Genomic DNA, 21,563 nt, shown 5'->3' with positions numbered 1-21,563 from the left:
TTAAGCGCTCACGCGCACAGCCCATGTCGAGACTGCTCGGCGGCAGCGGCGAGCTGGCACCGCTGATGCGCACGGCCAGGGTGATCGATCGCGCCCAGCAGCACCTGCGCGAGCACCTGCCGGAAGAGGTTGGCGAGCACGTCTTCGTGGGCGGCTTTCGCCAGGGCAAGCTGACCCTGATCACCGACCGCGCCGTGTGGCTGACCTGGCTGCGCTACGAGCAGCCGCGCCTGCTCGAGCTGCTGCATCAGCTGCCGGAGCTGGCCGCGGTCAGCGGCTTCACCCTCAAGGTGCGCCCCGTGCGACCGGTCAAGGCACCGCCGCGCACGGTGCGCCAGCTTTCGGCCCCGGCCGGACGGGAACTGGAAGAGTGCGCCGCCGATACCGAGGACCCGCGGCTCAAGCGTGCCCTGGAGCGTCTGGCCGCCCATGCCCGCCCGTCGGAGTAGGCCACCTAGGAGCCTGTCGGGTTTGACCGATCGTCGCGAGGAATACGGATTTCGAGACAAGTTTATCGATCTGATGAGGCGGATAGCGCGCTATTTAACGAACCAGATCGAATGAAATTGGCCGAAAGCCCGGGTTTCGCAGCAGATCAGCGTTAAGTCCGACAGGCTCCTAGACCAACCGACGCGGAATGGTGAGGTCCCAGCAGCGACAGTAGACCCGTCGTTCGCCTTCATAGGCATCCAGGGTGGCATGCAGGAAAAACGCCTCGCCGCTAGAGGAGAGCACGGTACGCGTTACCGTGCTTACCTCCCAGTCACCCCGTTTCAGGGAGCGCTCCCAACACGTCTCGCCCTTGATCGAGGCGAAGTCGTCGGCTCGGGAGCTGTAGCGTTCCACCGCTCGGGTCTGCACCTCGATCCCGCTGTCCTCCAGGCGAATTCGTCCATTGTCGTTGATCACCTCCAGGGTCGAGAGATCCTCGGCCAGATCGCGATGCACGTACCAGTTGTGGTGCTCGGCATCGAGCCGTGTCACCGCAATGCTCGGGGCCCCTTCCGGTGCCGCGAAGGTCACCAGCGCCGCATCCTCCTCCCGCGGCGACCGAACGGGCAGGTGCAGGGCGCTGCCACTGTCGAAGATCGTCAGCCGTACCGGCTCCGGGGGCGGCCAGGCCAGCGGCCGATAGGAAGTCGAGAGCGACAACCGCAGCCGATGGCCGCGGGGAAGACCTGGGCCGCATCGTTGAGCTGTACCCGAACCCGGTAGCGACGCCCTGGCTCCAGCGGCGCGGGTGCCTCATGGCTCTCCCGGTGGGTCAGGTTGAGCAGTCCATAGGTGACCCGAGTGGCCTTGTCGTCCGGCGCCACGTCAGAGAGCCGCGCTGCCAGCATGGCCACGGGGCGATCCGCCGCCACCTCGAGCTCCAGCTCCGCTGCTCCCATCATTTCCAGCTCGTGCTCAAGGGGCGGTGTATCGAAGGTCAGGGCACCGCCGTCCTCCTCGCGCTGGTCGTGGGCCAGATCCGGGCCCGCGGCGTAGGAACACCACTTGCCGGCGAACAGCCCGCAGCTCAGGGGCGATTGCACGGTCAAGGCATTCTCGTCCCGGCGTCTCTGGCCGTCCAGAGTCAAACGCCCCGGTGCCAGGGGAAGCCGCCAGTGGCTGATATTGGGCGACGGCCAGGCCGGCTCCGCCACCCAGCGGCCGGGGCGACAGCCGGGGCGAGTGGTCGGCGGCATGCTGTCCTGCATCCACACCCGGATCGCCGGGTCCGCCTCCACGCCCCGCTCCAGCCCCTTCAGCCAGTGATCCCACCAGCGCAGGCACTCCTGCAGGAAACCGATGGCCGGCCCGGGCTCGCCCAGGTGGGGGTACTTGTGGCTCCAGGGACCGATCAGCCCCTTGCACCGAGGAGGCAGCGCTGCCACCAGTCGTTTCACCGCATTCGAGTAGCCGTCGGCCCAGCCGCTGGCAGCGAGCACCGGCACCTCGATCCGAGAGAAATCCTCGCAGACGGAGCCGTGTCGCCAGTAGCCATCGCGATGCGGATGTTCCAGCCAGGTGGCCAGCCATAGGCCGCTGCCCTCAAGCCGCTGATGCCACAGCTCGCGCCACTGATCCCCCACCACCTCGGGGTCCGGCGGCAGGGAGTTATAGGCAAACATGGTGGAAGCCCAGGAGAGATTGTCTCCCAGCAGGCAACCGCCCATGTAGTGAACATCGTCGGCGTAGCGGTCGTCGGTGGAGCAGACGCTGATCACGGCCTTGAGGGCCGGCGGGCGGCGGGCGGCCAGCTGCAGACCGTTGAAGCCTCCCCAAGAGATGCCGATCATGCCCACCCGGCCGTCGCACCAGGGCTGTTCGGTGAGCCAGCTGAGGATCGCTTCCCCATCGGCCAGCTCCTGCTCCAGATACTCGTCCTTCAGCACGCCCCCGGAGTCGCCGCTGCCGCGCAGGTCGACGCGCAGCGCCGCGTAGCCGTGGCCGGCGAAATAGCGGTGGTGGATGGCGTCACGTCGGGCGGATCCATCCCGCAGGCGATAGGGAATGTACTCGAGGATCGCCGGTACCGGGCAGCGAGTGGCACCCTCAGGCAGCCAGAGACGCGCACAGAGGCGCACACCGTCAGGCATGGGAATCCAGACGGGGTCGTGGCACTCGACGTCATGGGGAAAATCGTTCACCACTTTCATGCCGTTATCCCTCCCCTATCTGGCTCGGCTCGGCTCAAGCGTTTGACTCGACCATCAGCGGCTCGATATCGAATGGCAGCATGTCGCGACACAGCGCGATGCGGGCCAGCAGCTCGTCGTGGGTGCCGGCACCCACGAATAGGATGGCCAGCTCCCAGGAGAAAGAGTCCTGATGGCGCATGGCGGATAGCCGCATCCCCTCGTCGACATTGATCCCGACCTTGGTACCGGGAAACGTCTGCTCGACCAGACGGATCTCTTCGACCGTTGGCACCCGACGCACGATGCCATCCTCGAAGACCCGAAGCATCTGCTTGGCAGCAACGGCATAGGGCCCCTCCCCGCGCGGCATGCGCGGCGTGACGCCGAGCCCCACATCCACCATCACCTGATAATGCGGTGCACCGTCGACCAGCTGGAAAATCGCCGCATGGGAGCGGGAGACTCGCGCATTGATCTCCAGCAGCCAGAGATGATCCTGCTCGGCATCGTGGTAGAACTCGATGTTGAATGGCGCATTGTCATAGCCGATCCACTCGATGAAGCGCCGGGCGGCATCGAACATCCGCTGCTGTACCGCCGCGGGCAGCGACGAGGGGTATTCGTAGCGCATCAGCACCGAGCGATGCCGATCATCCCGAATGCTATCCACGATGCCCGTCAGGTGTACCGTGCCGTGCTGGACATAGCCCTCCAGGGTGCACTGCTGGCCCGCCGAGATGATCGACTCGGCGATGCAGTGGTAGCCGGTCACCGCTGCCACATCATCGGGCAGCTCGGCATATGTCAGCGCCTCGTCGAAGGGCCGGCCGAATCGGCCGATACCCGTGCGAATCTTCGACAGCACGTCGCGCAACTGCTCCGCATCGGCGACATGAAAGCCCAGATGGGACGAGTGCGCCTTCACCGGCTTTATCCACAAAGGATAGTCGATACGAATGCTGTCCACCGCACGCTCGTCGAAGGGGTCGACGGCCTGGAAAGCCGGAACGCACTCCGGCACCGAGCGCAGCTGCTCGAGCCGACTCCAGTACTCGTGCTCGCACTTGAGCACCGCCTCCAGTGAGGGCCCGGGCAACCCGAGGTGGCGACGCAACACTGGCAGCAGCAAACTGGTAGGGAAATCCCAGTAGCCCACGATGGCATCCACCGAGCCAGGAAAGCGCTCCAGCTGTCGCAGCGCATCCTGCACGAGACGATTGAAAGGATACTGGTTGGCACGCACTACCTCATCCAGCGACAGCAGCCCGTAGAAGGCATACTCATCGGCGTGACGCAGCTGCGGTAACAGCCGCTCGCTAAGCTCATCGAGCCCGATCACGAACACGTTCCACGACATCGCTTCCACCTCCAGGGTTATGCTCGCCCCTCCTCGGGCAACCCGGCTGACCCCCTCCCTCCAGCCTTTCTTTCAGCATGGTAGATGCGCGCAAGAACGCCTTGATCTCGAACAAGAGTGCGGTATGCCATGACGGACGGTCGCTCCTGTTGCCCGCGCCCAGCGACTCGCCTACCCTGGCGAGGTAAGCCCCAGCGCCCCCTCAGGAAGCCCCCATGCCGCTCAGCAAGACCCAGTCCAGCTTCTATCGTCGCCTCGATGTGGCCCACCTGATCCGGATCGGCATCGCCAGTGTCCCGGCCATCACGGCCGCCACCGGCATGCCGCGGCGCACGGCTCAGGACACGCTCAAGGCGCTGGGCGAGCTCGATATCCGCTGCGAGTTCACGCATCAGGCAGGGGAGCCGCACAATAGTGGCCAGTATGTGATCCACGACTGGGGGCCCATCGCCCCCCACTGGGTATCGGCTCATGCCGACCGGATCCGTCAGGCGCTTGGCTATCCGCGGGTGCCATGAGCCAAGGAGCTTATCCGTGCGGGCGCCTCCCCACGCTCAGCCTTACACTGGGGCTGCTGGCGCTGTGCGCCAGTCTGGCACTCGGCGTTGCCGGCTGTACGAGCCGGGCCAGCCTGCAGTCCCCGGCCCTGGCACGGCACATCCCTACCTCACCCCCTTCCACGTCATCGCCGAAGATGGCTACCGCCTGCCGCTGCGCCACTGGTCCGCCGACGGTGACCCGCGGGCGGTGGCCCTCGCGGTGCACGGCTTCAACGACCACGGCGGCAGCTTCAAGGTGCTGGCCAAGGCCCTGGCCCCCCATGGCATCCGCGTCTATGCCCACGACCAGCGCGGCTTCGGCACCACCGCACAGCGCCGGCTCTGGCCCGGCCACGAGCGACTGGTGCAGGATGTGGAGCTGCTCGTCGAGCTTCTGCAGGAGCGCTACCCGGACACCCCGCTCTACCTGATCGGCAAGAGCATGGGAGCCGCCGTGGTGATCCTGACGATGACCGGCGACACCCCGCCGTCGGTCGCCGGCAGCGTGCTGATCGCCCCGGCGACCTGGGGACAGACCGCCATGCCCTGGTACCAGCGGCTTGGCCTGTGGCTGGGGGTACGGCTGTTCCCCTCGGTATCGTTCTCGGTTCAGACGGCACGTCAACTGGGCATCGAGCCCACCGACGATCCCGAGATCCGCCAGATGCTGGCCGAGGACCCGCTGATCCTGCGCCGGGCGCGCATGGACACCCTGCACGGGGTCACCGACACCATGGATCGGGCGCTACAGGCCGCGCCAAACCTGCCCGGGCCCGCGCTGATCCTCTACGGCGATGCGGACGAGGTCATCCCGCCGGAGGCCTTCTGCGCACTGCTCGAGCGGCTTCCCGACACCCAGGCCCCAGAGGAAAGGCCGCCCTGGCGCCTGGCACTCTACCCCGGCGGCTACCATATGCTGACCCGCTACAGTGGACGGGAACAGGTCGAGGCGGACATCGCCGCCTGGCTGCAGGATCCTCACGCCGAGCTGCCCTCCGGGCACGAACGCGCCGCGGCGCGGCCCAGGATGCACTCTGCCGGTAGGCACTGCGCGGCAGGATCACGACCGCGACCGGCGAGAGTCCCCAGGACGGTTCTGGCCGCCGGTGACCACCCTCGGCAGGAAGAACCGCAGCGGATCGCGGCGAAACTCCTCCTTGACGCCGCTCAACAGGGTGGACGGCTCGACCCGGCAGCCCCGGGATCTCAGCGCCACCATCAGTGCCAGGGCAAAGCTCACCCACAGGTTGACGAAGCCGATCATCATCACGAACAGCAGCCCGACCAGAAAACAAGCCCAGCCCTGGAAATCGCTGAAGCTGGCAAAGCCCAGGTTGGCCGATGAGAAGGCCACATGGCGAATGTCCAGCGGCAGGCCCAGCAGATAGCCCAGATACCCGGTCATGCCGAGCAGCACGCCGAACAGGAAGTTGCCGGCCAGGGCGCCGTAGTTATGGTGAAGATAGTGTGCCAACCGCGCCCGCCGGGCCGGCGACAGCCGCTGCAGGGCGGGATGTCCGACCAGCCGCCTCTCCAGTCGGATATGATCGGCCCGGTTATCGAAGAACCCCGCCATGATCCCAGAGCAGAATAACCAGACGCCGGCGATGGCCGCATAGAACAGCGCCAGGCTATGGATCGGCGAAATCGCCCGGAGCTGGTAATCGATCTGCTCGCTTGCCAGCAGCGCCTGGCCGCTGACTGCCAGCGCCAGCGTCGTGATGACGAAAGCGGTGGCCAGCGCAGCCGCCACATTGCCCAGACGGCCCCCCACTGGGAGCGATTCACGTCGCGCAGCAGCCTCGCCAGCTTGCGCTCCATGGCCTTGCCGTGTCGATTGCGCTCCACCTCGGCGGCAAAGCTGGCGGCGGTCATGGCAGGCTGCTTGGTGGCGATGGTGAAGTGCAACAGGTGCACCAGCACGAACCCCAGGCCGTAATTGAGGCTGACCAGCACGGCCTGGGGCAGCGGCGCCAGCCCCCAGGACTCGATGGTGATCTTGAGCAGCGCCATCACCGCGATGATCACGCCGGCACCGGCCGCGGAGACCACCAGCCGAAGGTAGCCTGGCAGGTCGCGGGAAATGTAGTGCTCGCCGTGGTCGCTCTTGTTCTGGGTCACGCTGCGCGACACCATCCGCGTGCTCTTCCTCCAGACGGCGCGAATGCTGCGCTTTTCGACCGTGGCCAGCAGCAACTCCTGCCAGAGCCGCAGCGCGGCCCTCGGTCCGGAGACCCGGTAGGGCGGACGACTCAGCACGATCAGGCGTTCGATGCGCTTGAGCGTATCCTCCAGCCGTTCGATCAGGTGGGAGGCATTGGCGGAAGAGCCCAGGCTTCCGGCACCGCGCCGCCGGAAACGCGCCACCTGCTCGTTGCACTGATCCAACATCACCCAGAGGTGGTCGATCCCGGCGTCGCCATCATCGCCGCGGAGGGTACCACCGCGCGCCTCCACGAAGGCGTGGACCTCCCGCTGCAGGGCAATCAGCGGGGAGTCGATGCGGGTCAGCCGCTCGTCGATGCGCATCAGCTCCGGGTCGAGCTCTTCCGCCGCCACCCAGATGGCCAGCATTTCCAGCGCATAGAGACACTCCTCCTCCAGGTGCAGACGGGCCTGTCGGCGGGTCTCGGGATCGAGGGCGTCCAGCAGCACTCGGCCCAGCCGCAGCCAGGCAATGGCGGGCAGGGCTTCGAGCCAGGGCTTGTCGTGGCGAGTCAGCAGGCTGGCGAGCAAATCGCTGGAATCCTCCCGATCCACGGGCGGTGGGTTCAGCCGATCGTAGAGCCGCGTGGTGATCTCACGCACCAGCCCCTCCCGCGAGAATCCCCAGCCGCACCAACGCCGGGTAGATCTCCAGCCGGGCAAAACGTCCGAAAACGCCTTCCGCTAGCCGACGGGCATGCTGCGGCTCGTCTTGCAGATAGCCCACCAGCGCCTCCATCCGCTCGGCGACACGCTCGGGGTTGCCGCTGCGCAGCCAGCGAAACAGGGCAGCCAGACAGGCCTCGAAACCTGCCCCTTCGGCAAGGCCGGCAAGGGCGTCTTCAGGGTGGGAAATGGCGGTCATGTGGGCGCGAGGTCCATGCTGAGTCGTCCCCGCTGGGCCAACGGCCCGTGCGGGAATGAGATCGGGCGACCATAATGCCTCCCGGCCCAGGATGGGGCCAGCCACACCATAGAAAAAAGCGGCGGGCAAAGCCCGCCGCAAACCGATCAGAACAGCACTGACCGAGAGAGATGCCTGGTCAATCAGAGCTCGAAGCCGCGACCGAAGTCCTCGCTGGAAAGCGCCATCAGCGACTCGGCGCCGGCTTCGATGGCCTGCTTGTGGGCGCGGGTGCGCGGCAGCAGGCGCTGGTAGAAGAAGCGCGCGGTGTTGAGTTTGGCGCGATAGAAGGCGGCATCGTCGCTGCCCTCTGCCAGGGTCGCCTGAGCCTGCCTGGCAGCCCGAGCGAACAGGTAGGCCAGGGTCACGTAGCCGGAGTACATGAGGTAGTCGACGCTGGCTGCCCCCACTTCCTCGCGGTCATTCATGGCTTTCATACCGACGCCCATGGTCAGCTCGCCCCACTCGGCGTTGAGCTTGGCCAGAGGCCGCACGAATTCGGCCAGTGCCGCGTTGCCCTCCTCCGCCTGACAGAACTTGTGGATCTCCTTGGTGAAGACCTTGAGGCTCTCGCCCTGGCTCATCAGCACCTTGCGGCCCAGCAGGTCGAGGGCCTGGATGCCGGTGGTACCCTCATAGAGGCGAGTGATGCGCGCATCGCGCACCAACTGCTCCATGCCCCACTCCTGGATGAAGCCGTGACCGCCGAAAACCTGCACGCCCTCGTTGGTCGCCTCGAAGCCCACCTCGGTGAGAAACGCCTTGACGATGGGCGTCAGCAGGCCCAGCAGGGTCTCGGCCTGCTCGCGCTCGGCGGCATCGGTACCGTGCTCGACGATATCGATCATCTGCGCCGTGTAGAGAACCAGCATCCGGCCGCCCTCGGCGAAGGCCTTCTGGGTCAGCAGCATGCGCCGCACGTCCGGATGGACGATGATCGGGTCGGCGGCCTTCTCGGGGGCCTTGGCGCCCGCCAGTGAACGCATCTGCAAGCGGTCGCGGGCGTAGGCCAGGGCGTTCTGGAAGCTCGCCTCGGTCAGGCCCAGGCCCTGGATACCGACGCCGATGCGGGCGGCGTTCATCATGGTGAACATGCAGGCCAGGCCCTTATTGGGCGCGCCCACCAGGAACCCCTTGGCGCCGTCGAAGTTCATGACGCAGGTAGCGTTACCGTGGATCCCCATCTTGTGCTCCAGCGACCCGCATACCACGCCGTTGCGCTCTCCCGGCTCGCCCTGCTCGGTGGGCAGATATTTCGGCACCACGAAGAGCGAAATGCCCTTGGAGCCCTCCGGTGCATCCGGCAGCTTGGCCAGCACCAGGTGGACGATATTCTCGGCCAGGTCGTGCTCGCCGGCGGAGATAAAGATCTTGGTGCCGGTGATGTCGTAGGCGCCATCATCGGTGGGCACGGCACGGGTCTTGATCAGGCCCAGGTCGGTACCGCAGTGAGGCTCGGTCAGGCACATGGTGCCGGTCCAGGTGCCCTCCACCAGCTTGGTCAGGTAGGTGGCCTGCTGCGCCTCGGTGCCGTGATGCCGCAGGGCATCGGCAGCGCCATGGGAGAGCCCCGGATACATGCCCCAGGCCAGGTTCGTGGCGCACACCATCTCGTTGAGCACCATGGCCAGCGAGTGCGGCAGGCCCTGACCGCCGTGGGCCGGGTCCGCGGCCAGGCTCGGCCAGCCGCCCTCCACGTACTGGGCATAGGCCGCCTTGAAGCCCTTGGGTGCTTTCACCTCGCCGCCCTCCAGCAGGCAGCCCTCTTGGTCGCCGCTCTGATTCAGCGGCAGCAGCACCTCGCGGGCGAAGCGGGCGCCCTCCTCCAGGATGGCCGCCACCACGTCGGGCGTGGCCTCCTCGCCGCCCGGCAGGCGAGCGTAGTGGGCCGGATAGTCCAGCATCTCGTCCATCACGAAGCGAAGATCGCGCAGGGGGGCCTGATAGTCGGGCATCTCGAACTCTCCAAATCCACGGCCGTGCCAAAGTTGGCACCGGCTTATTGGGACGCGAAGGCGGCGGCGGCCGCTTTCAAACATGTGTTTGAAATTAGCCGCCACCGCGCCGAGAGTCAAGCGTTCGTTTCAAAGCCAGAGGCTGGAAAGCCGCATCCGCGTCTCCACCCCATGAAAAAGGTTCTTCGCACTTTAGCGTGAACAGGCTATGTGGGAGGGAGCTTCAGCTCGCGAAGTAGCGCGCAGCGCTACCCATGGGCGCCTGCGGCGCCTTCGCCCGGCAGAGCCGGCCTCCCACCATAAAACCTGCCAAACATGTTCACGCTAAAGTGCGATGAACCATGAAAACACCCCCGCAGCATGGCCACGAGGGTGTTGTCTTCAAGCTTGGAGCTTATGCCTTAAAGCTCCCGGCGACGCCGGGTCATTGCATCCGAATACCGCCGTCGAGGCGGATCGTCTCGCCGTTGAGCATGGCATTGATGATGATCTGCTCGGCCAGGCGAGCGAACTCGTCGGGCTTGCCTAGCCGCTTGGGGAAGGGCACCGAGGCGGCCAGCGCCGCGGCGGCTTCATCGGGGATCTCGCTCATCATCGGCGTCTCGAACACGCCCGGGGCGATGGCCATGACGCGGATGCCGTGGCGCGAGAGTTCACGCGCCGCCGGCAGGCTCATGCCCACCACCCCGGCCTTGGAGGCGCTGTAGGCGCACTGTCCTACCTGGCCGTCGAAGGCGGCCACCGAGGCGGTGTTGATGATCACCCCGCGCTCGCCGTCCTCGCCCGGGGCATTCTTGGCCATGGCGGCGGCGGCCAGGCGCATGACGTTGAAGGTGCCCACCAGGTTGATGCTGACGGTGCGCGCGTAGGCATCCAGGTCCGCCGGATTGCCCTCGCGATCGACCAGCTTGGCCACGCTGACGATGCCCGCACAATGCACCACGCCGGCCAGGCCCCTGTCCCCGCTCAGCGCCTGCGCGGCGTCGACGGCGGCCTGCATATCGTCGGCCGAGGTGACATCCCCCCGGGACGCCCGAGCCGCCTCGCCGAGGCGCTCGGCATGGGCGTCCACCGCATCGCTGAGATCGCACAGCACCACGCGGCCACCGCCGGCGACGATGCGATCGGCAGTGGCCGCCCCCAGCCCGGAGGCGGCACCGGTGATCAGAAACGTATTGTCCTTCAGTTGCATCTAGCCTGTCTCCACAGTGTTCATTTGGCGGCTTCCGTCTCGGCCTTCTCGCTGGCATCGGCGCGCAGCTTGAAGCGCTGGATCTTGCCGCTGGGTGTCTTGGGCAGCGTCTCGACGAACTCTATCACCCGCGGAAAGGCGTGGGTGGAGAGCCGTTCGCGCACCTGCTGACGAATCTCGTCGGCCAGCGCATCGCTGGCCTCGAAACCCTCGCGCAGCACGATATAGGACTTGATGATCTCACCGCGGATCTCATCGGGCTGCCCCACGGCGGCGGACTCGGCCACGGCCGGATGGGTCAGCACGCTGTTCTCCACGTCGGTGGGCCCGACCCGGTAGCCGGCGGTGGTGATGATGTCGTCGTCACGGCCGGCGAACTGGAAGGTGCCGTCCTCGTTGCGAATTACCACGTCGCCGGTCAGGTAGTAGCCGTTGGCGAAGGGGTGCTTCTCCTGCCAAGTGTAGCCGGCGAAGAAGTGCGCCGGGGAGTTCTCGATGTCGACCGCCAGCACGCCGGGCTCGCCCGGGGCAGCTCATGGTACTCGGCGTCGAGGATCGCCAGCCGGTAGCCCGGCATCGGCACGCCCATGGCGCCGACGTGCTTGGGGTGCGCCAGCGCATGGTGGTTGCAGCAGGTCATGCCGGTCTCGGTCTGGCCGTAGTGGTCCATCACCTGGCAGCCCAGCGAGCGCTCCACCCAGCTGACCACTTCGGTATTGAGCGGCTCGCCGGCGGAGCTCGCCACCCGCAGTTCGAGGGTCTCATGGGCGCTGTCGAACAGCCCCGAGGCTTTCATCAGCCGGTAAGCGGTGGGCGCGGCGGCGAAGTTGGTGATGCGATGGCGCTTCATGAAGGCCATGGCCCCCTCGGCGCTGAAACCGGCCTCGCAGAAGTGCGTGGTCACGCCCAGCAGCAGGGGCCCGGCGATGGCGTAGATCGAGGCCGTAGGCCCAGCCGGGGTCGGCCATGTTCCAGAAACGATCGCTCTCGCGCAGGTCGATGGCCAGCTCCATGTAGATGGCGAAGGCCGGCATGCCGGAAAGCGGCACCGCCACGCCCTTGGGCTTGCCCACGGTGCCGGACGTGAACATCTGCAGGAAGGGAGCCTCCGGCGACAGACGCGGCGGCTTGCCGGTCATGGCCGCATGTCCCAGGGCCTCGGCCCAGTCCAGATCATCGCCGTGCTCGGCATCGGGGCCCCCCACCGCTAGCACCGGCGGGCACTGGGAGAGGCCGTCGAACTTGAAGCGGTTGGCGTGATCGGTGATCACCAGCTTGGTGTCGGCACGTCCCAGTCGGTAGTCGACGGCATCCGGCCCGAAGGCGGTGAACAGCGGCTGATAGACCGCACCGATTCGCCAGGTGGCCAGCACCGCCACCAGCAGCTGGGGCGAGCGCGGCAGCATGCAGGCGATGCGATCCCCCACGCCCAGGCCGCGGGACTGAAACCAGCCGGCAAGCCGGGCGCTTTCGGCGTCCAGCTCAGCATAGGTCAGGGTGTTGACGTTGCCCTGGAGATCCTCATGCACCAGCGCCTGGACATCGCCGCGGCCGGCCCGCAGGTGGGTGCCGCAGCAGGACTCGTAGGCATTGAAGCTGCCGTCCTGATGATCGTCGAGGCGAGCGATCACCTGGTCGACGGAAAAGCCTTCGAGATAGGTCGCGTAGTCGGGAAGCGTCGCTTGCGTGCTCATGAACTGCCCTCTCTGCCTGTTTGTGCTTGTTGTGAGTGGTTCACCGTAGCCGACCGGCGCCGCTCAAGGGTCACTCGCGGCGCGATCGTTCTGATCTGGCTTAGTAGCAGTTGACGTAAGCGTCAACCTAACAAGCGCTAGGTACAAGCTAGAAGCAAAGCCGGCCGGGGCAACCCCCGCACCGGCTTTCATAGGCTATACCTTGGTAGACTGCGCGGCGTCGGAGGTGGCAGGCGCCATCATGGCGATGAGTTCACGGGCCAGGTCCTCGGGCTTGCGCGGGCCCTCGGGGTCGTACCAGCGTACGGTCCAGTTGAGCGCCCCCATCACGAAGCGCGAGACCAGAAAGCGGTCGCCGCGGATCAGGTCGGCCTCCAGCGCCTCATCGATGACCTGCTCCCATAGCGCTTCGTAGGCGTCACGCAGGTGGCTCAGGTGGTCGCGGGCCTCGGCATCCAGGCGCCGCCATTCGTAGAGCGCCACCACATGGGCGTTGCGGTCGGTTAGCAGGGTCTCCAGATGGGCCCGCGCCATGGCGTGCAGCCGTGCCTCCGCAGAATCCGCACAGCTCTCCAGCGCCTGGCGGGCGATGCTCAAGGCGTTCTGGGTGCCCTCCTCGATCACCGCGGCGAGAATCTCTTGCTTGTCGCGGAAATGATGAAAGAGACTGCCGGACTTGATACCCATCTCCTGGGCGAGCATGCGCACCGTTGTCCGATCGAAGCCCTCCTGCACGAACAACTGGGCGGCCAGGCGGGTCAATTCCTTACGGCGGGGGACTCGTTAACGACATTCATCGGGTTTACACTAGCGCTTGCTTGGTTGATCTTGAGAGAAACACAGCCCCGTCGACAGGTCAACGCAAGGTGCGCCGAGGCCGCCCTGTCACCCTTGGGAGTCAGAACCGGCCGGGCCGGGCCACAATCACAATAGCAGGGCGGCCATCCGCCACCCACTCAATGTCCTACCGGGAGATCACGTAATGAGCAGCCCCAACGATATCGTCTTTCTGTCCGCTACACGCACGCCCATGGGCGGTATGCTGGGCAGTCTCTCCAGCCTGACCGCGCCGGAACTGGCCGCCGTGGCCATCCGCGCCGCCATCGAACGCGCCGGCATCGAGGCCTCGGCCATCGACGAAGGCATCATGGGCTGCGTGCTGCCCGGCGGCGTCAAGCAAGGCCCGGCTCGCCAGGCAATGCGTCAGGCCGGCATTCCCGACGGCATCGGCGCTACCACCATCAACAAGCTGTGCGGCTCGGGCATGAAGGCCACCATGCTGGCCCACGACCTGATCCGCGCCGGCAGCGGCGAGGTGATGCTGGCCGGCGGCATGGAGTCCATGTCCAACGCGCCCCATGTGCTGACCAAGGCCCGGACGGGGTATCGCCTCGGCCACGGCGAGCTCAAAGACCACATGTTCCTCGACGGTCTGGAGGACGCCGAGACCGGCAAGCTGATGGGGGTATTCGCCCAGGACGTCGCCGGCCAGCGCGACTACAGCCGGGAGCGCCTCGACGACTTCGCCATCGCCTCGCTGGAGCGCGCCATGGCGGCCACCAACGACGGCCACCTCCAGGCCGAGATGGCGCCAGTCACCGTGACCAGCCGCAAGGGCGAAACGGTGGTCGAGCATGACGAGCAGCCCTTCCAGGCCAATCTCGAGAAGATCCGTTCGCTGCGCCCCGCCTTCGCCAAGGAGGGCACCATCACCGCCGCCAACTCGAGCTCGATTTCCGACGGTGCCTCGGCGCTGATCCTGGCCAGCCAAGGCGCGGCAGACCGCCTGGGCGCCAAGCTCCTGGCGCGCATGCTGGGGCACAGCACCCACTCCCAGCACCCCAGCGAGTTCACCATCGCGCCGGTGGGGGCCATCGACAAGCTGCTGAAAAAACTCGACTGGAGCGTCGCCGACGTCGACCTGTTCGAGATCAACGAGGCCTTCGCGGTGGTTACCCTGCTGGCCATGGACGGGCTCGACATCCCCCACGACAAGGTCAACGTCTACGGCGGCGCCTGCGCCCAGGGCCACCCCATCGGCTCCACCGGCTCGCGGATCATCGCCACCCTGATCCACGCCCTGCGCTCCAAGGGCGGCAAGCGCGGCATCGCCAGCCTGTGCATTGGTGGCGGCGAAGCCACCGCGGTGGCGGTCGAGCTGATCGACTGAGCGGGCCGGGCGATGGACACCTTCACCCTCGACACCCCGGCGGGCGGCGTTTTCGCCGCCCGCTGGCGGCCCGACACCGACACCCTTGCCGGCAGCCCCATCGTGCTGATGCACGATTCGCTGGGCTGCGTGGCCCTGTGGCGAGACTTTCCGGCGCGGCTGGCCAAGGCCGCAGGCCGCGAGGTGATCGCCTACGACCGTCTCGGCTACGGGCGCTCGGCGCCCTTCCCGGGGCCACAGCCGCACAGCTTTATCGCCGACGAGGCCACGGGCACCTTCGCCACCGTTCGCGACCAGCTGGCGTTGGCGCGTTTCGTGCTGCTCGGCCATAGCGTGGGCGGCAGCATGGCCGCCTATGCGGCCGGCCTGCACCGTGACGGCTGCGAGGCGCTGATCACCGTGGCGGCTCAGGCCTTCACCGAACCCCGAACCCTGGCCGGGATTGGCGAGGCGGAACAGGCCTTGGTGGCACCGGGTAGCCTGTCGCGCCTGGCCAAATATCATGGGGACAAGGCTGAGTGGGCGCTGCGCAGCTGGGTCGACAACTGGCACTCCGAGGCCTTCGCCGATTGGACGCTGGATGCCGCCTTGGCGCGGGTCACCTGCCCCACCCTGGCGATCCACGGCGAACAGGATGAGTACGGGTCCCTGGACCAGCCCCGGCGCATCGCCGAATTGACGCCCGGCCCGCGGGAACCGCACATCCTGCCCTGCGGCCATGTGCCCCACCGGGAGTGCCCCGAGCGGCTCGCCATACTGGTGGCCGAGTTTCTCATCCAAGCCTGATCAGCGTTGCGGCGCAAGCAGCCGGTCCAGGCGAAGCCGCTCCCGGGAGTCGAACAGCCGCCGGCTGCCCGCGGCCACCGCGGCCAGGGTCCCGAAGCCGGTGCCCAGAGTGATCGCGAACATGATCAGGATCTGATACTTCACCGCTAGCCCCGGGGCGGTGCCGGCCAGTATCTGGCCGGTCATCATGCCCGGCAGACTCACTACCCCGGCGGCGGCCATGGCGTTGATCATCGGCATCAGGCCACTGCGCATCGCCTCGCGGCGAATGTCGCCGATCGCCTGATGCCAGGGCTGCCCCAGCATCAGGCGATTCTCGATCACCGCCCGCTGGCGCCAGGCGCTGTCGGTCAGCCGATCCAGCGCCAGGGCGACCCCGGTCATGGTATTGCCGAGCAGCATGCCCAGCAGGGGGATGGCGTACTGGGGGAGATACCAGGGCTCGGGACCGATGATCACCGTCAGGGTCAGGACGGTGACGGTGAAGGAGGACAGAAACATCGCCAGGGTGCCGATGCCGAAGGCCCAGCCGCCGCGCAGGCGCCGCTTCTGGCGGGCCATCACCTCGCGTCCGGCGATCAGCAGCATGGCCAGCGCCATCAGCACCACCCACAGCAGCCGCTCTGCGGCGAACAGCGCCTCGAGCACCAGGCCGATCAGCGCCAGTTGAATCACCGTGCGGGCCGCGGCGATCAACAGGCTTTGCGTCATGCCAAGCCGTGCCCAGGCCGTGCAGCCGGCCAGCGCCACCACCAGCAACGCAGCGGCGGCCAGCTGCCACCAGCCGAGTTCGATCACGTCCATGCGGCGGTGCCCTCCGTCAGCCGGCCCTGCTCGATGCGACAGTGGCGATCCGCCACGCGCCGAATCTGCGCCCCGTCATGGGCCACCCACAGCACCGGCCAGCCGCGCTGGCGAACCCGCTGGCGGAGCCAGGCCTCGACCCGTCGCGCCGTGGCGTCGTCCAGGTTCGCCGTGGGCTCATCGAGCAACAGCGCCGCCGGCTCTCGGGTGATGGCCCGCAGCAGCGCCAGACGCTGCTTCTCGCCGGAGGAGAGCCGGGCCACCGACCAGTCGAGCACGGTGCGCTCGAACCCCAGCGCCGCGAGATCGGCCGTCTCGGGATCGTACAGGTGCTCACCCACGCGCTCCGCCCACCAGTGGCTCTCCGCCGGCACCAGCATGACCTGCGCTCGCCACGCATGAGCCAAGGTAGCCGACTGGGCCGCTCCGCCCAGCCACACCTCGCCACCGTGCGGCTCCAGATCGGCCACGGCACGCAGCAGCCGGCTCTTGCCGCAGCCGCTCACCCCGGAAAGGCAGACAATCTCGCCCGGGGCAATGACCAGATTCACCGGCGCCACATCACCGATGGCCAGGCCCTCGAGTCGCAGGGTATCAGTAACGGACACGGGGTCTCCTCATAACCGATCGAACAACCACATGATAACCGGCCTAGGCGATGGCGACCCTAGGCGGTTCCCCGTATCATATATGGAGATTCATATATTCGACTGACGTCCCGATACCAGCCGTTGCGAAACAAGGAGTGCTGCATGACCGCACACCAGGACACCCAGGCCCCCAGCACCTCCGAGGGCATGGGCTTTTTCGAACGCTTTCTCTCCGTATGGGTGGCCTTGGCCATCGTCGCCGGGGTGCTGCTTGGCCAGTTCGCCCCCGCAGTGCCCGAGACGCTCTCGCGCTTTGAGGTCGCCCAAGTGTCGATTCCAGTGGCGATCCTGATCTGGGCGATGATCTTCCCCATGATGGCGCAGATCGACTTCGCCGCGGTGCTCGGGGTGCGCCGCCAGCCCAAGGGGCTGGTCATCACCACCACGGTGAACTGGCTAATCAAGCCCTTCACCATGTTCGCCATCGCCTGGCTGTTCCTGATGGTGCTGTTCCGCCCCTTCATTCCCGAGGAGCTGGCCAGCCAATACCTGGCCGGTGCCATCCTGCTCGGCGCCGCCCCCTGCACCGCCATGGTCTTCGTCTGGAGCTACCTGACCCGGGGCGACGCCGCCTACACCCTGGTGCAGGTGTCGCTCAACGACCTGATCATGCTGTTCGCCTTCGCCCCCATCGTGGTCTTCCTGCTCGGCATCTCCAATATCCAGGTGCCCTGGGACACGGTGGCGCTGTCGGTCTTTCTCTATATCGTGATTCCCCTGGCCGCCGGCTACCTGACCCGACGCGCCCTGATCGCCCGCCGCGGCGCCGAGTGGTACGACAATGTCTTTATGAAGCGTATCGGCCCGGTGACGCCGATCGGGCTGATCGTGACCCTGGTCCTGCTGTTCGCCTTCCAGGGTGACGTGATACTGGCCAACCCACTGCACATCGTGCTGATTGCCATCCCGCTGATCATCCAGACGGTGCTGATTTTCTTCATCGCCTACGGCTGGGCAAAGGCGTGGAGGGTGCCCCATAGCGTCGCCGCCCCCGGGGCGATGATCGGCGCCAGCAACTTCTTCGAGCTGGCCGTGGCCGCCGCCATCGCCCTGTTCGGGCTGCAGTCCGGCGCGGCGCTGGCCACGGTGGTGGGGGTGCTGGTGGAGGTGCCACTGATGCTGGCCCTGGTGCGCATCGCCAACAAGACCCGGCACCACTTCCCCGAGGCCGCGGCCCAGGCCCCCGCCGAGGCCAGGGGCTAACCCATGGCGAGGGAGCATCCCGAGCAGGCCGCTGCCCTAGGCGCCGAAGGCCTCGCTGAGTGACCCCTGATAGCGCCAGCCCTCCGGCACCCGCAGCTCATGACTCTGGCTACCGGCGAGGCGGCAAATCGCCACGCCGGGCGGCGTGCCGCCGATGCCGATATTCGCCGTCTCACAGGTCAGCCAGTCGCAAGGGGTGATAAGGCCGCGCTTCTGGTCCGCGAAGGCGATGTCCTCGACATTGCCTTCCCAGTCGAAACGCAAGCCCAGCGCCACCAGGCGCTCTACCAACCACCGCACCTCGGCCGGATCGAACAGGCTAATGCTGACCAGCTCATCGTCGGAGCAGACGCCCTGGGCGGGCAGGCTGGCGCTCAGCGCCTCCCAGCCACCCGGGATTCGCGCTTCCACCGCCGCCGCGCGGACGATCACCGCCGTGGCTTCTACCAGTACCGCCATGCATCTCTCCCCCACGGAGCGGATGGCCATCTCGACGTGTCTCGCCGCCAGACAGCCCCAGTATTGATCCAAAGCAAGTTTTATCGCTTGTCGGGCATCTATTCGACTAAAGATCGTGGCAGCGGCTCCGTCTCTTTGCCAGGCTTCCCTCTAGACATATGGCAATGCACATATAACCATAACAATGATAGCGGACGAATTACCATGCCGCACCGTGACACCTACTCCGATCCTACGCCTAGGCCTCTCACGCCTATGGGGGTCCCACTTGGCTGGGTCGCCACGCGATGCCTGCAGGCGCCGCCGCATCCCTTGGCCTGCACCCGCTGCGTCGACGCCTGTCCAGTCGAGGCTCTCGCCTTTCAAGAAGATAGCCAAGGTGGCACTGCCCTGCTGGCCAGCGACGCCTGCCATGGCTGTGGACAGTGCATCCCGGCCTGCCCCAGCGAAGCCCTAGTCAGCGCCGAGGTCGACGCCCTCCTGTCAGGTCAGGCGGAAGGTGAGCCGCTGCAGCTGGGCTGTCACCGTGCCCAGGATGCCTCCGACTTGGTCCGCCTGCACTGCCTGCGCACCCTGGGCCCCGACCTACTGGCCTGGCTAGCAGCACAGGCAATGCCCAAGGCGGTCACTCTTACCCTGCCCGAGGGCTGCCGAGACTGCACCGCCGCCCCCGAACAGGGCTTCGACCCCTGGCGCCGCGAGGCCGAAACGCGGGCAACGATCAGCGAGGAGCCTGCCGACAAAGATTTCCGGGCCGCACGCCCAGCGGTGAGCCGTCGCGAGCTGCTGCGCGGCCGGCCTGCACCGCGACTGCCGGCCATTCCCGCCGATGATGCGGCTCCCGGGGCGCGACGACCAGAGCGACTGCGGACCGCCTCCGAGAGGCTAGGCACCCAGGGGCTGACACCGCCACTGCCGGGGCTCAGCCTGGATCTCGATGCCTGCCGAGCGCACGGTGTCTGTGCCCGGGTCTGCCCCACCAAGGCCCTGCAGGCGTTACGGGAAGGCGAGCTTGTCTTCGACCCCAGGGCCTGTCTCGACTGCGGCCACTGCCTGAGCACCTGCCCCGAGCAGGCGCTGAGCATGAGCCATGCGCCTGCCCCAGTCACCGTTACCCTGCGCCACGCACAGACACTGGCGTGCTTCGAGTGCCGGCGACCCTTTTCCGCGAGCCGCGACGCCATGGCGTCGGACACCCCGGTCTGCCCCGCCTGCCGTCGGGAGCAGGCCCTGCTCCAGGAGAGTTTTCATGACCTGTTTGGCTGAACTCGGCCGAATCCGGCTGGCGGGTCGGCACGGCAGCGCGCGCTGACCTCATTTTCGACCACTTCAACACGCCCCAAGAGTAGAAGAACAACGCAGTCACCACCCGAAAGCGTAGCGACCCGAGAACAAGACGTGCATCCCGAGGGAGACTCCATGAAACTGTTTCAGTCATTGATCAATCGGCGCCGATTCCTGCAGTCGACCGCGGCAGTGGGTGCCTCGGCCGGCGCCGTGACGGCAGGCATCACCGGGCTGACCGGGCTCACCCCCGTCAAGGAGGCCCGCGCCCAGGCCCCTCGCGGCGAGACAACGATCACCAAGAACATTTGCGCCCAGTGCCCGGCGCGCTGCGGCATCGATGTCTATACCACCGACGGCCGGGTGCATGCGATCTACGGCGACACCGGCAACCCCATCGCCAACGGCAAGCTCTGCCCCAAGGGACACCTGGGCAGCTACTTTCTCTACGACCCGGACCGCTTCAAGGGACCCATGAAGCGCACCAACCCCAATAAGGGGCGCGATGAGGATCCCGGCTTCGTGCCGATCTCCTGGGACGAGGCGCTGGATATGGTCGCCGAGCGGCTCAACGGGCTGCGCGAACGGGGGGAATCCCATCGCTTCGCGCACTTCTACGGGCGCGGCTGGGGGCCTCCGATGCCGGCCTCTACGGCGACTTCGGCAGGCTCTACGGCACGCCCAACTCGGCCATCGGCCACGCCTCCATGTGTGCCGAGGGCTCCAAGCGGGCCAAGCGCGCCACCGACGGCAACGACTCCTACAATTCCTACGACTACCGCCACACCAACTACCTGCTGATCATGGGCGCGAGCTTCCTCGAGGCCTTCCGCCCCTACAACAACGTGATGCAGATGTGGGGGCATATGCGCAGCAAGAGCCCCAAGACCCGCGTCACCTGCGTCGACGTGCGCATGAACCCCACCATGGCGGCCGCCGATCGGGCGCTCTACATCAAGCCGGGCACCGACGGCGCCTTCGCCCTGGCGGTGGCCCATGTGATCCTCACCGAGGGGCTGTGGGACAAGGAGTTCGTCGGTGACTTCTACCAGGCCTCGCGCCGCTTCATCAGCGGCGAGACGATTCCCGAGGATTCCTTCGAGGAGAACTGGGTCCATGGCCTGACCGAGTGGTGGAACCAGGAGCTCAAGGACCGCACCCCCGAGTGGGCCGAGGAAATCACCAGCATCCCCGCCCGTCACATTCGCCAGACCGCCATCGAGTTCGGTTCGACCCGCCCCGCCGTGGCGCTGTTCGAACGCGGTCCTACCGGCCATACCAACGGCACCTACAACGGCATGGCCATTCACGCCCTGAATGCCCTGGTCGGTTCGCTGTTCGCCAAGGGCGGGCTTGGCTACCAGATGGGCGTGCCCTACGGCGACCTGCCGGTGAGCGCCGACGACTATCTCGACGACTATGCCCGCAACGGCGCCTGGCGAGATCAGCCGCGCATCGACATGGCCCGCACCGAGCGCTGGCCGATGACCAGCCACATGATGCAGGAGACGGGCCCAATCATCTGGCGGGCGACCCCTACACGCTCGACACCGCCATGTTCTTCTACACCAATCCGATCTGGACGGCACCGGATCCCAAGGTGTGGGAAGAAGCCTTCAAGGATGTGTTCATCATCGACACCTCGCCGTTTCCCGGCGAGACCGCCATGTACGCCGACCTGATCCTGCCGGATTCGACCTATCTGGAGCGACTCCAGGACTCGCCCACCTACCCCTT

Annotated in this window: 18 protein-coding genes and 3 pseudogenes; 9 read left to right on the top strand and 12 right to left on the bottom strand. The window is 66.8% G+C overall.

The features are described 5' to 3' along the window. Positions 1 to 23: 23 nt before the first annotated feature. A complete protein-coding gene (locus ACSJDS_RS08810; RefSeq protein ID WP_473032947.1) occupies positions 24 to 449 on the top strand; it encodes a DUF721 domain-containing protein in 426 nt (141 codons plus the stop codon). Between the two features lie 169 nt (positions 450 to 618). Here ACSJDS_RS08810 and ACSJDS_RS08805 read toward each other — a convergent pair whose 3' ends face one another. The 3 genes from ACSJDS_RS08805 to ACSJDS_RS08795 are packed head-to-tail and all read right to left on the bottom strand — an operon-like array spanning position 619 to position 3,981. Then, on the bottom strand, positions 619 to 1,152 hold the full coding sequence (locus ACSJDS_RS08805; RefSeq protein WP_473032946.1) for a hypothetical protein: 534 nt from the start codon (positions 1,150 to 1,152) through the stop codon (positions 619 to 621). Continuing rightward, positions 1,092 to 2,642 (bottom strand): CocE/NonD family hydrolase, encoded by a 1,551-nt coding sequence (locus ACSJDS_RS08800; protein ID WP_473032945.1) that lies wholly within the window; start codon positions 2,640 to 2,642, stop codon positions 1,092 to 1,094. The genes ACSJDS_RS08805 and ACSJDS_RS08800 overlap by 61 nt, the downstream gene beginning before the upstream one ends. 34 nt (positions 2,643 to 2,676) lie before the next feature. Continuing rightward, entirely contained in the window at positions 2,677 to 3,981 is a 1,305-nt protein-coding gene (locus ACSJDS_RS08795) for an ATP-grasp domain-containing protein (protein ID WP_473032943.1), read from the bottom strand. Positions 3,982 to 4,196: 215 nt separating this feature from the next. Between ACSJDS_RS08795 and ACSJDS_RS08790 the strand changes: the two genes are divergently transcribed. Both ACSJDS_RS08790 and ACSJDS_RS08785 read left to right on the top strand, forming a co-directional pair. Next, positions 4,197 to 4,499, top strand: coding sequence for a winged helix-turn-helix domain-containing protein (locus ACSJDS_RS08790; protein WP_473032942.1), 303 nt, complete (start codon positions 4,197 to 4,199; stop codon positions 4,497 to 4,499). Next, positions 4,453 to 5,430 (top strand): annotated as a pseudogene (locus ACSJDS_RS08785) (lysophospholipase); the annotation flags it as partial. The gene ACSJDS_RS08790 and the pseudogene ACSJDS_RS08785, both read left to right, overlap by 47 nt. A gap of 150 nt (positions 5,431 to 5,580) precedes the next feature. On the opposite strand, the pseudogene ACSJDS_RS08780 reads toward ACSJDS_RS08785, so the two are convergent. From ACSJDS_RS08780 to ACSJDS_RS08755, 6 genes and pseudogenes are all read right to left on the bottom strand, one after another. Then, positions 5,581 to 7,328 (bottom strand): annotated as a pseudogene (locus ACSJDS_RS08780) (recombinase). Further along, positions 7,321 to 7,590, bottom strand: coding sequence for a hypothetical protein (locus ACSJDS_RS08775; protein WP_473032941.1), 270 nt, complete (start codon positions 7,588 to 7,590; stop codon positions 7,321 to 7,323). Before ACSJDS_RS08775 ends, ACSJDS_RS08780 begins: the two are co-directional and overlap by 8 nt. 182 nt (positions 7,591 to 7,772) lie before the next feature. Beyond that, positions 7,773 to 9,584 (bottom strand): acyl-CoA dehydrogenase C-terminal domain-containing protein, encoded by a 1,812-nt coding sequence (locus ACSJDS_RS08770; RefSeq protein ID WP_473032939.1) that lies wholly within the window; start codon positions 9,582 to 9,584, stop codon positions 7,773 to 7,775. 424 nt (positions 9,585 to 10,008) lie between these two features. Continuing rightward, complete coding sequence (locus tag ACSJDS_RS08765; protein WP_473032938.1) at positions 10,009 to 10,776, bottom strand: SDR family NAD(P)-dependent oxidoreductase; 768 nt, start codon at positions 10,774 to 10,776, stop codon at positions 10,009 to 10,011. Between the two features lie 20 nt (positions 10,777 to 10,796). After that, positions 10,797 to 12,470, bottom strand: a pseudogene (locus tag ACSJDS_RS08760) (AMP-binding protein). Between the two features lie 195 nt (positions 12,471 to 12,665). Next, complete coding sequence (locus ACSJDS_RS08755) at positions 12,666 to 13,232, bottom strand: TetR/AcrR family transcriptional regulator (protein ID WP_473032937.1); 567 nt, start codon at positions 13,230 to 13,232, stop codon at positions 12,666 to 12,668. A 220-nt stretch (positions 13,233 to 13,452) separates the two neighbouring features. Here ACSJDS_RS08755 and ACSJDS_RS08750 point away from each other — a divergent pair, with 220 nt between their 5' ends. Both ACSJDS_RS08750 and ACSJDS_RS08745 read left to right on the top strand, forming a co-directional pair. Continuing rightward, positions 13,453 to 14,640: an acetyl-CoA C-acyltransferase gene (locus ACSJDS_RS08750; protein WP_473032936.1), complete on the top strand. Its 1,188-nt coding sequence runs from the start codon at positions 13,453 to 13,455 to the stop codon at positions 14,638 to 14,640. Positions 14,641 to 14,652: 12 nt separating this feature from the next. Further along, a complete protein-coding gene (locus ACSJDS_RS08745; RefSeq protein ID WP_473032935.1) occupies positions 14,653 to 15,426 on the top strand; it encodes an alpha/beta fold hydrolase in 774 nt (257 codons plus the stop codon). Here the strand turns inward: ACSJDS_RS08745 and ACSJDS_RS08740 are convergent, their stop codons facing one another. After that, positions 15,427 to 16,230, bottom strand: coding sequence for an ABC transporter permease (locus ACSJDS_RS08740; protein ID WP_473032933.1), 804 nt, complete (start codon positions 16,228 to 16,230; stop codon positions 15,427 to 15,429). Then, complete coding sequence (locus tag ACSJDS_RS08735; protein WP_473032931.1) at positions 16,221 to 16,838, bottom strand: ABC transporter ATP-binding protein; 618 nt, start codon at positions 16,836 to 16,838, stop codon at positions 16,221 to 16,223. The genes ACSJDS_RS08740 and ACSJDS_RS08735 overlap by 10 nt, the downstream gene beginning before the upstream one ends. Before the next feature lie 144 nt (positions 16,839 to 16,982). On the opposite strand from ACSJDS_RS08735, the gene arsB reads away from it, so the two are divergent. Beyond that, positions 16,983 to 18,083 carry an ACR3 family arsenite efflux transporter gene (gene arsB, locus ACSJDS_RS08730; protein ID WP_473032930.1) on the top strand — a complete coding sequence of 367 codons (1,101 nt, stop codon included), beginning with the start codon at positions 16,983 to 16,985 and terminating at the stop codon, positions 18,081 to 18,083. Positions 18,084 to 18,119: 36 nt separating this feature from the next. On the opposite strand, the gene ACSJDS_RS08725 is transcribed toward arsB, so the two are convergent. After that, positions 18,120 to 18,542 (bottom strand): hypothetical protein, encoded by a 423-nt coding sequence (locus ACSJDS_RS08725; RefSeq protein WP_473032929.1) that lies wholly within the window; start codon positions 18,540 to 18,542, stop codon positions 18,120 to 18,122. A 312-nt stretch (positions 18,543 to 18,854) separates the two neighbouring features. Between ACSJDS_RS08725 and ACSJDS_RS08720 the strand changes: the two genes are divergently transcribed. From ACSJDS_RS08720 to ACSJDS_RS08710, 3 genes are all read left to right on the top strand, one after another. Further along, positions 18,855 to 19,808: a 4Fe-4S dicluster domain-containing protein gene (locus ACSJDS_RS08720; protein ID WP_473032928.1), complete on the top strand. Its 954-nt coding sequence runs from the start codon at positions 18,855 to 18,857 to the stop codon at positions 19,806 to 19,808. Between the two features lie 153 nt (positions 19,809 to 19,961). Then, on the top strand, positions 19,962 to 20,627 hold the full coding sequence (locus ACSJDS_RS08715; protein WP_473032927.1) for a molybdopterin-dependent oxidoreductase: 666 nt from the start codon (positions 19,962 to 19,964) through the stop codon (positions 20,625 to 20,627). After that, entirely contained in the window at positions 20,534 to 21,508 is a 975-nt protein-coding gene (locus ACSJDS_RS08710; RefSeq protein WP_473032926.1) for a molybdopterin-dependent oxidoreductase, read from the top strand. Before ACSJDS_RS08715 ends, ACSJDS_RS08710 begins: the two co-directional genes overlap by 94 nt. The last annotated feature ends 55 nt before the right edge of the window (positions 21,509 to 21,563 follow it).

The sequence above is a fragment of the Halomonas sp. SL18_1 genome (genome assembly GCF_055755715.1).
This window is presented reverse-complemented; position numbering and strand designations above follow the sequence as displayed.